A 13,256-nucleotide genomic window follows, 5' to 3' on the forward strand; every position below is an offset into this window, starting at 1 on the left:
AATCAGGTATATTTGCAAATATTTAGAAAATCTTTTACTAATTAGGGAGATTTTATGAAAAATAAATTAAGTTCATCAGAAAAATATCTTTGGGAGTACATTCAAAACAATCTAGATGATATTCCTAATCTGTCGATAGTTAAATTAAGTGAAGATGCCAACGTTTCAACCGCAACCATTGTCCGAACCACAAAAAAGATGGGTTATTCCGGTTACACTGATTTTCGTCAACAGTTGACGCTCAAAAGAAAAGATACACAACAGTACAAAAATTTAGAAAAAGTCGACCACGACATCAAGCAAGCTATTTTAAAGAACAAATATGAAGTCGATAATACTTTAAAAATGTTAAATGTCGGCTCAATTGAAGATGCTATTCAAAAAATAAAAAAATCCTCCGACATTTATATTTTTGCCAGAGGATTTTCAGAATTTATTGCTCAAGAATTACTCGTAAAGCTGCAATTGCTTGGCAAGAATTGTGTCTTGAGCACTGATCCTAATATCATTGTCACAATGAGTAAACGAATCAGACGCGAAGACTTAGTTATTTTCATTACTTTAAATGGTGAGACTAAAGAATTAGTGGCTGGTGCTAAAAATGCTTTCGACAATGGCGTTAGTACCCTCACTATCACCACTAATGAGGAAGGCTCCATTATCAAGTATTCCGAAATGGTACTACTAGGCTTCAAGTCACAAACCTCATACTTTCCTGATTATGAGGTCAGATCAAGACTACCTCTTCAAGTAATCAGTCGCATCTTACTGGATTCCTACGTCATCCGAACGCAAAAAAGCCAATAGATTTCTCTATTGGTTCAATAGTATCTTTAACCAGGCGGGCAAAACTTCGGCTAATTGTTGATAGGTTCGATCAAATTTATGATCATACCAAGGATCTTCAATTACTTTAGTTTGTCCAAGAGCTTCATAAGCTAAGTGAATTTTATTTCGATCAGCAGCTGGTGCCATATTTTGCAAATTGACAATATTCTGTTGATCCATTCCAATTATTACGTCGGCCTCATCGAAATCCTGTCGGGTGATCTGTTGAGCACGATGGTGGATAATTGGAATTTTTTTGTCTTTTAGTTCGGCAATTGCACCAGGATGTGGTGGGTTGCCAATTTCATAAGTGGATGTCGAACGAGAAGCGACCGTTATTTGGTCTGACAAACCTTCTTGCTCGATTAAGTTCTGCATCATCATCTCTGCCATTGGTGAACGACAAATGTTACCTAAACAAACAAAAATGATTTTCTTCATTTAAATCAATCCCAATCTCTTTTTAACTTCTTCTAATTGAGCTTCCAAAACTGGATCTTTACGACTCAAAACATCTAGCGCACTTGCTTGTGGTGTTGAAGTCTTGTTTGTCTTTTTAGTAGCCTTCTTGGCAGTTACTTTTTTAGCAGTAGATTTTTTATTGTACTTTCTAACCCAAGCGGCAACTTGTTGATATGAAATTTGATACTTTTCACCTGTAGCTTTGTAATTGTTGTCATGCTCAATCGCATATTGCGCAATTTCTTTTTGTTGACTCTCATTGTAATTCATACTAAAAACTCCTAAACGGCTTATTACAAAAAATTATACCATACAAAATAACTCTATTATTGATGTAACAAAGTTTTAACAGTCGATTTTCCTAAAAAAAAGCACAAAAAAAATGGTAGCTCAGGGAGGAACCACCATTAAATTGACAATAGTTTTTAACCAATTATTATCATGAAATTATCAAGAAAGAGGAAATGTAGGATTTATCTCCTCTTCACTTAATATACTAACACACTCATTTTTAAAAACAGCTAATTTCAAAAAGTCGCCATATTTTTATAAATAGTGTTAAAAAAAAGACAGAAAGCCCACTAGAATGGCTTTCTGACAGTAAAATGGATTTATTTAAACATATACTATCCCACAAAATTTAATCCATTTTATTTTGATAAAGTGATAAAAATGTAATGAAAGCATAATAAAACAGCTATATTGATGAGATATAAATTTCTTATTATATTGCATTACTATCACAGTGTCGACAATTAGATAGTTATAAAAACTATCTAAGGATTAATCCACCAATACCAATTGGTAAATACATTGTACCCTTATTGGACTATACCTGTATACCATAATTTTTTTATATTCATTTATCTATATATTTTTGAAAATGTGCATCAACTGCGCTAAAGTCTCATTTCCAATCATATTGTGACGATAAACAAATAAGATATAAAACGGTGGCAATTGAATTTCGGGTAGTTTTATTTCTTGAATACCTGAAACCCTTGAATAGCCGTCTCTGTCACAAAACTAATCCCTTTGTTCTCCTTGACCAAGCTGAGCATCAACTGATAATCCGAAGTTTGAAACAAGGTATGTGGCGTGACATTGTAACGTTCAATCATTCTTTGCAAAACCAAATTGTGAACAGAACCTTCATTTAATGAGATGAAATCTTCCGCAAATAAATCTTCAATTGTTTTAATCTTTGAAACATCCCGATCTGCGGCAGCGATAAATTTAAAATGATGCTCTTTAATCAATTGATAGTCCAAATGATTTTCTTGTGGCAAAATTGTCGTTCCTAATAAGGAAAGATCAATTTCGCCATTTTTTAATTTGTCCAATAATTCTCCTGAACCATCGGCTATTGGAATAATTGAATTGAGTAAGTCAGCATCTCGTAAACGGTCAAAAACTTTAGGAATGACGTAATTTGTAATAATTGGTGGCCAGCCCATCATGATTTTTTCACGTTTAATTCGCTCCATGTCGTCACTGATCAAATCATTTTCCAAAAGAATTCGATCGATATGCATTAACAATTGGCGTCCGGCATAAGTCAGTGACAGAGAATTAGCAAAACTTTTTCGCTTAATTAGAGAAAGTCCGTACGTATCCTCTAGCCTTTTTAAGGAATAAGTGATGGTTGGTTGACTGACACCAAAGAAATTAGCCGTATCAGAAAAGTTTTTTAATTCAGATAATTTTTTGAAATATTGATAATCTTTTAAGTTCATTTTCCCACCTATAAATTTTATTTATCGAAGTACACATATTTGACTATATTTTTTATCATGTACTATTATACATTCGAAAGTTAATTAAAGACATTGAATATTTAATATGCCAATAAGGAATAAAGCTCTATTCCAATATTAATAAAATTAATTTATATAATATGATATGTACGGAGCTATTAAATATATTAATGTTTAACTGTTGAAAAAGTTAATTAGGAGGAATTTTTTTTATGAAATATGAAGGTTTAGATTTACTCAATAATCATTTCTTCAATAAAGGTACTGCCTTTACTAAAGAAGAAAGAAAAGAAAACCACATCGAAGGCTTACTTCCACCATTTGTTCAAACTTTGGACCAACAAGTAGAACAAGCTTACGAAAACTATTCAAAGAAGGCTACCTTCCTTGATAAGAGAATGTACTTGATGGACTTGTTCAATGAAAATGTTACTTTGTTCTACAAATTGTTCAGTGAACATGTTAATGAATTCATGCCAGTTGTTTATGATCCAACTATCGCTGACACAATCGAAAACTACAGTCACTTCTTCTTGGACCCACAAAATGCCGTTTACCTATCAATCGATGACCAAGACGAATTAGAAGCTTCATTAAAGAATGCTACTAAGGGTCGCGACATCAAACTTATCGTTGTAACTGACGGTGAAGGTATTCTTGGTATTGGTGACTGGGGTGTTCAAGGTGTTGACATCTCTGTTGGTAAATTGATGGTTTATACAGCCGCTGCTGGTGTTGATCCTAAGTCAGTTCTTCCAGTTGTTCTTGATGTTGGTACTAACAACAAAGAACTTCTTGCAGACGACCTCTACATGGGTAACCACCACCAACGTGTTACAGGCGACAAATATTACGCATTCGTTGACAAATTTGTTCAAACTGCTGAAAACTTGTTCCCTGACATGTATCTTCACTTTGAAGACTTTGGTCGTAGCAACGCCGCTAATATTTTGAACAAGTACAAAGATGACATCTTGACATTCAACGATGACATCCAAGGTACAGGTATCATCACATTAGCTGGTATCTTAGGTGCTTTGAACATTTCTAAGCAAAAACTTACTGACCAAGTTTACCTATCATTTGGTGCTGGTACTGCCGGTGCTGGTATTACTAAGAGAATCTTTGACGCTATGGTTGAAGAAGGACTTTCTGAAGAAGAAGCTAAGAAACACTTCTACCTAGTTGACAAGCAAGGTCTATTGTTCGATGACACAGAAGGCCTTACACCAGAACAAAAGCCATTCACAAGACAACGTAGTGAATTTGCAAATGCTGACGAACTAACTAACTTGGAAGCTGTTGTTAAAGCAGTTCACCCAACAATCATGGTTGGTACATCAACACAACCTGGTACATTCACAGAACCTATCATCAAGGAAATGGCTGCTCACACAGAACGTCCAATCATCTTCCCACTTTCAAACCCTACAAAACTTGCTGAAGCAAAGGCTGAAGATCTTTTGAAGTGGACTGATGGTAAAGCTCTTATCGCTACTGGTATTCCTGTTGATCCAATCGAATACAACGGTGTTACATACAACATTGGTCAAGCTAACAACGCTTTGGTTTACCCTGGTCTTGGTCTTGGTTCATTAGCTGTTAATGCTAAAGTTCTTTCAGACGGTATGATCAACAAAGCTGCTCACTCATTGGGTGGTATCGTTGATGCTACACAACCAGGTGCTGCTGTACTTCCTCCAGTTTCAAAACTAGACAAGTTCAGTATTACTGTTGCTGAAGGTGTTGCTCAACAAGCTATTGATGAAAAACTTACATCTGCTACTGATGCTAAGAAAGCTGTTGAAGACGCTAAGTGGGAACCTAAATATTAATATATAAATTTGTAAAATAAAGGGGAATTATTTTATGGCTGCATTTATCACTTCTCTAGAGAGTGTTGCTGAAATCGTACTAGTTATCGCCTTAGGTTATTGGCTAAGAGGGTCAGGCCGTTTAGGTGATGAATTTAAGGGTAATATCTCATTCATTATTATGAAGATTGCCCTACCTGCTTCAATCTTTGTTTCTGTTCTTAAGTATTTGAACCGAGACAAATTAGCAAGTCTTTCTGGTGGTTTGGTTTTCACCTTCGCCAGTTTCACTATTGGATACATTGTCGCATGGATCCTAACGAAAGTTTTCCGTATTAGAAAAGGCCGTCGTGGTACCTTCATTAACATGTTCGTTAATGCTAATACAATCTTCATTGGTTTACCTTTAAACATGGCTTTGTTCGGAGATAAGAGTTTACCTTACTTCCTTATCTACTATGTTATGAATACAATTTCAACTTGGGCTGTTGGTATCTTCTTCATCTCAAGTGATGATCCAACCGTAGCAAAGGGTGAAAAGAAAGATTTCAACTGGAAGAAATTACTTCCTGCTCCACTTGTTGGTTTCTTAGTTTCATTAGTATTCTTGCTTCTAGCAATTCCTGTTCCAGAATGGATCAATAAGACCTTAGACATGGTCGGTGGTATCGTTACACCTATGTCACTTATCTACATTGGTATTATCTTGGCAGATGCCGGTTTGAAATCTATCAGATTTGACCGTGATACAATTCTTGCCTTACTAGGTAGATTCGTCGTTGCTCCAGTTATCATGATTGGTATCATCCTTATCGGTGGTTCAATGATCGGTACTATGCCACAACTAGAAAGTAGCTCATTCATTATTCAATCAGCTGCTCCTGGTCTTGCCGTATTGCCTATCCTAGTTGATCAATCGCACGGTGATGTCGACTACGCAACTAACTTGGTTACTACTTCAACCGTCTTGTTCGTAATCGTTGTACCTATCTTGATGCAAGTTGCTAACTTGATCTAATTAATCATTAATAATCCAAAAATCAAAAATTTATTGAAAACAATTCACATTCACACATTTAAAACAAAAAATCAGATCCTCCTCTAATAAATTAAAAAAGTCGTCAAACATTCTGCGGTTTGGCGGCTTTTTTTGTGTACTTATTATTATTTTGTTGGTGCAATCAAATCAATCAAACGGTTGACTAATTGAGTCACACGGTTAGCATCATTGGCAATTACATCGACGCCACGATTGTTGATCATAGTATGTGTTACTTGTAGAAGACCAATTGAGTCAGAATCATCGTTAAATTTAGCAATCGGCAAAGTTACATTGTGGTCATACATAGGAACATTACCGGCTTCAACTTTCACGATTTTAGCTCCTTCAGGCATACTGAGAATATAACTTTTGATTCGTTTAAGACTGAAATTGTCTTGATAAAACCCATAAATAACTTCCAATTCACTGATAATAAACTTTATTTCATTATTCATTTTATTCACCTTTACAAAAAATAATTTCTCATTAAACAATCACTTAGCCCGTTTCTTCATTACAATAAAAATAATTGATTGACACACTGCTATCAAAATAGCAAAAGCCAATAAAACTAATAAGCTAATAGACTTTGCGTAACCATTTTGAACCACGCCCGCACCATCGACTTTGCGAACCATGATCCATAAAACGCCGATAACAAACATCACCAACCAAAAGAAATTAAATTTCCACCAAGTTTTCATAAAAACACTTCCCTCTCAAAAAGAAGTTCATGTGTTAAGTATCACGCAAATGACCTTAAATTGACAAGTGATATTTCTTAAACAAATAGATTTATACAACTCAACAATAAAAACGCTCTATCAACGATAAAGTACTGTAACTTTATTCATCAATTGAGCGCTTTTTTAGTTTTGATAAGTTGGTAATTCTTGGCCTAATTCTTTCATTCTGTCAGTATTTACTACCTCAACTCTAGTGTCTTTGAGATAACGATTCTTACCTATTTTCCACCACTGTTGTCCCTTGATAGTTACTTGACTAGCCTTCCAGAAATTAATTTCAGATTCGTTGTGAAGTTTAACAAACTCAGAAGTCTTAGACATCTTCTTTTTCTTCAACTTGTAAACTCGATATTTATTCGAATCTGATTTACTTGATGCTGAAATACAAATAGTTTGTTCACCCTCATAAGTCTTCGATGATGCGTTAACCGTTTCAACATTAGTTACAGAAACTAACATCAAACTCATAAATAATAGGGCTAATACTTTTTTCATCATATCCGCCTTTCTATTCTCAGTTTTTAATTCATCATACAATTATTATTATGACATCTTTTACAATTATTTGCCAATGACGAAAAAAACCGAGTACCCTATCCGCAGATGATAGAATACTCAGCTTTTTATTTTGTATTTTTGATTAAACGGGCGATGTTCTCTGATACTTGTTGAAGGTTTTTATCAGTATCAGCAATGGCTTTGGATAAATCTTCTACCCCCGGAACACAGGTGAAGATAGCGTCAATACCCAAAGGATATAACTCAGAAATCTTTTCGCCGACGGAACCAGCGATGGCAATTACTGTCGCATTGGGATTGACGGCCTTAGTAGCCTTGGCAACCCCAATGGGAGTCTTGCCGAATTTAGTCTGAAAATCAATCTGACCTTCGCCAGTTATAACGACGTCAGCATCTTGTACAATATCTTTTAAGCCGGTATAGTCAACGACAATGTCGACCCCTGAACGCATTTGTGAATTAGTAAAGGCTAAAAGTCCTGCTCCCAATCCACCAGCAGCACCGGCACCAGGTGTTTGTTCTAAATCTTTTCCTAGATCACGTTTTAAAACATCGGCATAATGCGATAAAGCTTCATCTAGGAAGTCAACCATTTCCGGATTAGCACCTTTTTGTGGTCCGAAGACGTGACTGGCACCATTCTCACCAGTTAAAGGATTAGTAACATCAGAAGCAATGACGACCTTAACATCCTTTAATTCTGGCAACATCTCGGAAATGTCAATATGGTCGAGTTTTTTAAGCATGGCACCACCATATTGCAATTCTTCACCTTTATCATCTAACAAATGAGCACCTAAGGCTTGGGCCATTCCGGCACCACCATCATTTGTGGCAGAACCGCCGATTCCAATAATGATAGTCTTAGCACCCTTTTGAATAGCTGATTTGATCAATTCACCAGTTCCAAAAGTTGTCGTAACGTAAGGATTTTGGGTAAATTGATTGATAAATTGAATCCCACTAGCTTGAGCCATTTCGATAACGGCAACTTGACCATCATCGATTAGACCGTATTGAGCTTGGGTTTTGTTACCTAACGGATTAACTACTGTTTCAGTGACCATTTGGCCATTTCTTGCATCAACTAATGATTGAACCGTTCCTTCACCACCATCAGCCATTGGTACATTGACGAATTCGGCATCAGGATAAACTTTGGCAAAGCCCTTTTTCATTGATTGAGCAACTTGTTTGGCAGTTAACGAGTTCTTATATGAATCTGGAGCTAATACTATTTTCATCTATCTCACCTCTAAAACAAATTTCCATACATCAATGTTGCGACAATTGTCATTGAAAGTCCAACTAACATTTCCCACAAAACAACACTCATTCTTTCCTTAAAGTGCATTTGTACTGCTTGAGCTGTAACGTGGAAATAATTACCATGTGGCAATTGATCGATTACTGTGGCACCAGTGTGGACCATTGCGGCTGCACCAGTTCCAGAAATTCCAAATGACATAATCGACTTGGCAAATGAATTTGAAGCTAAGATAACACCAGTTGAAGTTGAAGCCGTAGCTGCGGCCATCAAAATACCAGCGATTGGAGCTAAGAAAGTACCAGAAATTCCAGTTGTTTGAACGATTTCGACAACTTTTTGTGGCAAGTTTGATGCTGAAACCAACCCAGCAATCGCACCAGCACCAATCAAAATCATTACGACATCAGTCATTCTAGCTAATCCTTTAGCCATGTATTGCAAGAACTTCTTACTTTGACCCATGGCTAAAGTTCCAATCAAACCAGCTATCGGTAAAATATACATCGCATCAAGATTGAATGAAGCTAACGCCTTGATACCAAAAATATCTCCTACTGGGGTGATCAAAAGCAACACTACCGCTACCAAAGGTGTGACGATAGCAGCTTTTAAACTTGGTAAATCGTCTTGTTGCTTCGACTCAAATTTTTGATCATCTGGTACAAAAGAACCACGATGCTTAATTAAAGTTGCCAACAAAACTGTTACGATCAAACCAACGACTGCTGGAACAAAATCAGCAATCATTACTTGTGATAAATCGACATTAAATCCTTTAGCAGCCGCAATTGTATTGGGATTAGGCGAAATAACGTTACCCGCCTTACCTCCACCAGACAGAGCCACTAATAATGAAAGCTTGCTGTAATGCATCTTTTGACCGACCTCTAGTGCAATCGGTGCTACGATTAAAACTGCCACCGGAATAAAAATTCCCACGCCAGTCAAAGCCATTGTAGAAAGTGCCAATGCTAAAATTGCTAACTTATCGCTAAAATGGTTCACGATATTAGAAGCAATTACGTTAGCTGCACCAGATTCCATCATGACACCAGCTAAGACTCCGGCTGCGATTACTCGAATAATCGTCCCCATGACACCGGAACTACCTTTGACAATCGTATCAGTCGTTTGTGTCAGAGACATCCCACCGACTAAACATCCTACGATTGCACCAAAGATCAAAGCGTAAACTGGATTAACTCTAAATAAAATCAAGCCAATCGCTAAAAGCAACCCCAAAAGTGCTGCCCACCATGCAATAACCATCCTAAATGTACATCCTCTCTCAACATCTTTAGCCAATTGTTAAATAATTAACAATTGAGCAACGTGTGTATAATACCTTTTTGCTTTTTCAAAATCAATGTACACTTGCACAAATTATCATGTAAATATGATGAAAATTTATTATTTTTACTTGATAAATCAATGTTTTATTCTTCAAAAATATTGTAAAATAACTATATGCACAAATTAATGCTTTGCGTTTTCATTAAAGTTTGAATATTTTTTAACAAGGAAGAATAAAATATGAAATTAGACCCGAATCTGGCACAGTCTATCGTTGATAAAATGATGAAGAGTGTGCCTTATAACATTAATATGATGAACGAAAAAGGAATTATTATTGCCAGTGGCGACAAGACTCGAATTCACACCCTACATATCGGTGCCGTCGACACTATTCAAAGTGGCAAGACTAAGCCAATGATTCAGTCATTTGGTAAGTACGGTCAACCAGGAGTTAATATCCCGGTACAATTTAACAATGAAACTATTGGTGTTATCGGCATTACTGGTGATCCTGAAAAAGTCACTCCACTTGCCTCACTATTGAAAATCTCAACCGAGTTATTGATTTCACAAATTAACAACACCAAAGTTGAAGGTCGTCGCAAGGAAAGTTTAAATCATTTCTTATATGAATGGACTAATACCGAAGACGCCTTGGCAAACGATGAATTGCAGCTACGTGCTGAGACTTTAAACATCGACTTATCAATCAATCGCTATATTGTTCTGATTGAAACAAATGATTTAAGCGAATTACAAATCAGCCCCTTTGATTTTTCTTACAAAAAAACTCCGGAAGAATATTTACTGATTGTTAGAAACGAGACCGATTTGAAAAGATACCTAAAATTCAGTAAAGAAAACCATCTAATGATTGGTATCAGCGATAAGTTGGTTAACCTTAAACAAGCCGTTCGTCAAGCTCAAGATACTATTACTGTCAGTAAAGAATTACAATTAGAAGGTTTTTATCATTTTAAAGAAGTACGTTTTCTCAACCACATTCTTGATAGCAACCTGTATTCAAAAAAAGCCTTGAGTGTTTTTAAAAGCTTTCTCAAGACTAAATCTGGTTTGGAATTAATTGATACGATCGACTGTTATTTTAAGCATAACGGTAACGTAACGGAGACTTCTAAAGCTTTAAATGTTCATCGTAATACCACTAATTACCGGCTTAACAATATTTCCGAATACTTTGGTTTGGATCTAAGAGATTTAACCGACGTTTTGCAATTATACGTTAACTTCCTTTATTTCAAAAAATATCAGTATGAGCATCGCTAAAAATTGATATTTTCTGACAAATTGCTTATTATTCTAGTGAATAAATTCATATTGTGAGGTTTATCAAATGGTATTAATGAATTTGAATTACAGAACTAATTATTTACATACTTATTTCAAAACTACTGTTGTAATTCCGGACACTAATGAATCTAATTACACAACAGTCTGGTTGCTTCATGGCTACACCGGTGACGACAGTGCTTGGATCAGACACGTTAACGTCGAAAAACTAGCCCGTCAGCATAACGTTGCCATCATTATGCCTGAAGCCAGAAATTCGTTTTATTCTGATTCCGACTTCATACCTTACTATTCTTATTTCATCGATGAATTCATCCCCAAAATGCAACACCTCTTGCCTATTTCAAAAGATAGATCCAAAAACTACATCGTTGGTTCCAGTATGGGTGGATATGGAGCTTTAAAGATTGCTTTTAAAAACAACGATTTCTTCAGTAAAGTTGCCGCTCTCTCGCCTATCACTGATATTGAACACTTCCGCGATAATCCTAAGAGTCCAATGGCTAAAAATACTTTTGACAGCATCTTCGACAGTCCTGAAAAATTGGCCAAAAATCAATTGACTAATATTTATAACAACCGTCAACCTAAGCAAGAGATTTTAACCTTATGTGGCGATCAAGATTTCATGCATGAAGACAACGTCATGTTCAAAAACTTCCTATCGATTCATGCTAAAGGTCGCTATACTTGGGTGCCTGTTGAAGGAGACCATTCGTGGAACACTTGGAGTCAAAACATCGATCGTGTCTTTGATTGGTTAGAAAAATAAGCACAAAAAAACCGCTAATTTTGAAGTTAGCGGTTTTTATTTTTACCAAACGAACAATCCAACAAATGCAGCTGACAATAGTGATACCAAAATACCTGATAGCAACATGTAGCCAACATTCTTAGAAATAGCGTCGTTCTTTTCTTTATCAACGATACCTTTGAAACATCCGATAATCATTCCCAAAGTTGAGAAGTTAGCGAATGATGTGATGAAGACTGTTAGAACAGCCTTGAAGTGAGGATCAAAGTCTTTAATGATACTTGTAACTTTACCCATTACAACGAATTCATTAGTAACTAATTTTGTTCCCATGTATTGAGCCATTTGGAATGAATCTGAACCATTCAAACCAAGTAACCAAGCAAATGGATACATTACGATACCCAAGATGTGTTCAAGCGTTAACCATGGATTAACCAATTGCAAAATCTTATCGATCAAAGCTGCCAAAGCAACGAATGCGATAACGTTAGCGGCAATGATCAAGATCAAACGACCAGCACCAAGAATTGAATCGCCAAGGAATGAGAAAAATGGTTCTTTTTTACCATCTTCACCATGAAGCTTAGCAATTGTATCTTCTTCTGGTTCAACTGTAACAGGATTCAATAAACTTGTTACGATAATTGCATTAATAATATTGATAGGAATAGCTGTTAAAATAAATTGACCTGGCATCATTTGGATGTATGATCCAATGATTGAGGCAGTAACACAACTCATTGACATCATTGCCAAAGTAACGTTACGTTGTGCTTTGATTTGTTTTAATTGCAAACTTGATACGGCTAAAGCTTCCGTATTACCTAAAAACATCATTTCAACGGCAAAAAATGATTCAAACTTAGGTTGACCAGTAATAAATGACAATCCTTTACCGATCCACTTAATAATAAAAGGTAGAACACCAATATATGTCAAAATATCAAATAATGGCACAATTAGTAAAATTGGTAATAGAGCACTAGTTACGAAGTCCATGCTCTTCACATGAACCCAACTAGGTAGAGCAAATTCGATACCAGTGTAAGCAACTTGAACTAGCCAATTAAAACCATCAGCAGCCCCCGAAACAATTGCACGACCGACACCGAAACTAGTTAGAAACCATGCCAAGAACAAGTTCAAAACGACCATGATGGCGATTGATTTCCATTGGATTCCCTTACGATTCTTCGAAAAGAGAAAACCGATGCCTAGAAAAATAAAAAGACCTAAAATATTAACTACTAGGTACATACTCATCTATACTTAACCCCTTTTTTTATTTGAAGTCAGAATTAGTTAAACTTTTCACTTCATTTTTTATATTACATGGCAAAAAACTCTTTGTAAATGAATTTTTACAATTCGGAGGGATTAAATCGTCTTCATTTTATAATTAATACGATTGGCTTTATAATAGTAATGTTATCCCTTACAATATTATGCTTTAT

Annotated in this window: 14 protein-coding genes; 5 read left to right on the forward strand and 9 right to left on the reverse strand. The window is 35.8% G+C overall.

Translation table 11 applies throughout. From position 1 onward, the window contains the following. The first annotated feature begins 54 nt into the window (after positions 1-54). Positions 55-807: a MurR/RpiR family transcriptional regulator gene (locus tag LF20184_RS07375; RefSeq protein WP_010019967.1), complete on the forward strand. Its 753-nt coding sequence runs from the start codon at positions 55-57 to the stop codon at positions 805-807. 6 nt (positions 808-813) lie between these two features. Here the strand turns inward: LF20184_RS07375 and LF20184_RS07380 are convergent, their stop codons facing one another. The 3 genes from LF20184_RS07380 to LF20184_RS07390 form a co-directional block, all read right to left on the reverse strand. Continuing rightward, positions 814-1,269, reverse strand: a complete 456-nt coding sequence (locus LF20184_RS07380; RefSeq protein WP_010019968.1) for a low molecular weight protein-tyrosine-phosphatase — start codon at positions 1,267-1,269, stop codon at positions 814-816. Further along, positions 1,270-1,560: a helix-turn-helix domain-containing protein gene (locus LF20184_RS07385; RefSeq protein ID WP_010019970.1), complete on the reverse strand. Its 291-nt coding sequence runs from the start codon at positions 1,558-1,560 to the stop codon at positions 1,270-1,272. 707 nt (positions 1,561-2,267) lie between these two features. Then, positions 2,268-3,026, reverse strand: a complete 759-nt coding sequence (locus LF20184_RS07390) for a LysR family transcriptional regulator (protein WP_010019971.1) — start codon at positions 3,024-3,026, stop codon at positions 2,268-2,270. Between the two features lie 233 nt (positions 3,027-3,259). Between LF20184_RS07390 and LF20184_RS07395 the strand changes: the two genes are divergently transcribed. Both LF20184_RS07395 and LF20184_RS07400 read left to right on the forward strand, forming a co-directional pair. Next, positions 3,260-4,882 (forward strand): malolactic enzyme, encoded by a 1,623-nt coding sequence (locus LF20184_RS07395; RefSeq protein ID WP_010019972.1) that lies wholly within the window; start codon positions 3,260-3,262, stop codon positions 4,880-4,882. Between the two features lie 34 nt (positions 4,883-4,916). After that, positions 4,917-5,879, forward strand: coding sequence for an AEC family transporter (locus LF20184_RS07400; RefSeq protein ID WP_010019973.1), 963 nt, complete (start codon positions 4,917-4,919; stop codon positions 5,877-5,879). Positions 5,880-6,025: 146 nt separating this feature from the next. On the opposite strand, the gene LF20184_RS07405 is transcribed toward LF20184_RS07400, so the two are convergent. The 5 genes from LF20184_RS07405 to LF20184_RS07425 all read right to left on the reverse strand — a co-directional run bounded on the left by LF20184_RS07405 (position 6,026) and on the right by LF20184_RS07425 (position 9,707). Then, positions 6,026-6,358: a hypothetical protein gene (locus LF20184_RS07405; RefSeq protein WP_010019974.1), complete on the reverse strand. Its 333-nt coding sequence runs from the start codon at positions 6,356-6,358 to the stop codon at positions 6,026-6,028. A 39-nt stretch (positions 6,359-6,397) separates the two neighbouring features. Beyond that, positions 6,398-6,607: a DUF3923 family protein gene (locus LF20184_RS07410; RefSeq protein WP_010019975.1), complete on the reverse strand. Its 210-nt coding sequence runs from the start codon at positions 6,605-6,607 to the stop codon at positions 6,398-6,400. Between the two features lie 165 nt (positions 6,608-6,772). Beyond that, a complete protein-coding gene (locus LF20184_RS07415; RefSeq protein ID WP_010019978.1) occupies positions 6,773-7,144 on the reverse strand; it encodes a hypothetical protein in 372 nt (123 codons plus the stop codon). Positions 7,145-7,272: 128 nt separating this feature from the next. Next, positions 7,273-8,412 (reverse strand): glycerate kinase family protein, encoded by a 1,140-nt coding sequence (locus tag LF20184_RS07420; RefSeq protein ID WP_010019981.1) that lies wholly within the window; start codon positions 8,410-8,412, stop codon positions 7,273-7,275. 11 nt (positions 8,413-8,423) lie between these two features. After that, positions 8,424-9,707: a GntP family permease gene (locus LF20184_RS07425; RefSeq protein WP_010019983.1), complete on the reverse strand. Its 1,284-nt coding sequence runs from the start codon at positions 9,705-9,707 to the stop codon at positions 8,424-8,426. Positions 9,708-9,971: 264 nt separating this feature from the next. Here LF20184_RS07425 and LF20184_RS07430 point away from each other — a divergent pair, with 264 nt between their 5' ends. Continuing rightward, positions 9,972-11,021 carry a CdaR family transcriptional regulator gene (locus LF20184_RS07430; protein WP_010019984.1) on the forward strand — a complete coding sequence of 350 codons (1,050 nt, stop codon included), beginning with the start codon at positions 9,972-9,974 and terminating at the stop codon, positions 11,019-11,021. Positions 11,022-11,088: 67 nt separating this feature from the next. After that, complete coding sequence (locus LF20184_RS07435) at positions 11,089-11,817, forward strand: alpha/beta hydrolase (RefSeq protein WP_010019985.1); 729 nt, start codon at positions 11,089-11,091, stop codon at positions 11,815-11,817. Between the two features lie 42 nt (positions 11,818-11,859). Here LF20184_RS07435 and LF20184_RS07440 read toward each other — a convergent pair whose 3' ends face one another. After that, positions 11,860-13,059: a NupC/NupG family nucleoside CNT transporter gene (locus LF20184_RS07440; protein ID WP_029606526.1), complete on the reverse strand. Its 1,200-nt coding sequence runs from the start codon at positions 13,057-13,059 to the stop codon at positions 11,860-11,862. Positions 13,060-13,256 lie beyond the last annotated feature (197 nt).

Origin of the sequence: Companilactobacillus farciminis KCTC 3681 = DSM 20184, assembly GCF_002706745.1 — a bacterium.
GTDB classification, from domain to species: Bacteria; Bacillota; Bacilli; order Lactobacillales; family Lactobacillaceae; genus Companilactobacillus; species Companilactobacillus farciminis.